Here is a 670-nt window from a genome sequence, read left to right on the forward strand (position 1 = left end):
TCGACTATGTGCGGCGTAGGGCTCGCCTGGACGTGTTCGGAGCCCTGCTGCTCGTCAGCGGAGTGTCGCTGTTCCTGATCGCCGTGCAGGACGCCGGGCAGCAGGCCCGGATCACCGTGACGATCGGGGTCCTCGCCGGTATCGGGCTCGCACTCATCTGCGGCTTCCTCAGCTGGGAACGGCGGGCGGCCGAACCCGTGCTGCCGCTGCGCCTGTTTCGCAACGCGGTCTTCCGCGTGACCAGCATGCTGTCACTCGTCACCGGCGCGATCATGTTCGGCTCGATCATCTTCCTGCCGCAGTATCTGCAGCTCGTGCGCGGCATCAGCCCCACCATCTCGGGCCTGCGGCTGCTGCCGCTGCTCACCGGTATGATCATTACCTCAATCGGTTCCGGGCGCCTGGTGACGAAGCTGGGCCGATACAAGATCTTCATCGTCGTCGGCACCGGGATCCTGACGGCGGGCATGGCCCTGCTCGCCCTCATCCGCGTCGACACCAACGGCTGGGTTCTCTCCGCCATGCTGTTCGTCGTCGGCTTCGGCCTGGGCTTGTTCATCCAGAACACCATCCTGGCCACGCAGAACGGTGTCGGCATCGCTGATCTCGGCACGGCCACCTCGGCCGTCATGTTCCTGCGGACCCTCGGCGGCGCGATCGGCGCCTCCAT

Annotated in this window: 1 protein-coding gene; it reads left to right on the forward strand. The window is 66.3% G+C overall.

The features are described 5' to 3' along the window. Positions 1-62: 62 nt before the first annotated feature. On the forward strand, positions 63-670 hold a 608-nt coding region (locus U9980_RS12145), incomplete at its 3' end, for an MFS transporter (RefSeq protein ID WP_322768001.1).

The sequence above is a fragment of the Protofrankia sp. Cr1 genome, from assembly GCF_963555865.1.
In the GTDB taxonomy this organism is placed as follows: domain Bacteria; phylum Actinomycetota; class Actinomycetes; order Frankiales; family Frankiaceae; genus Protofrankia.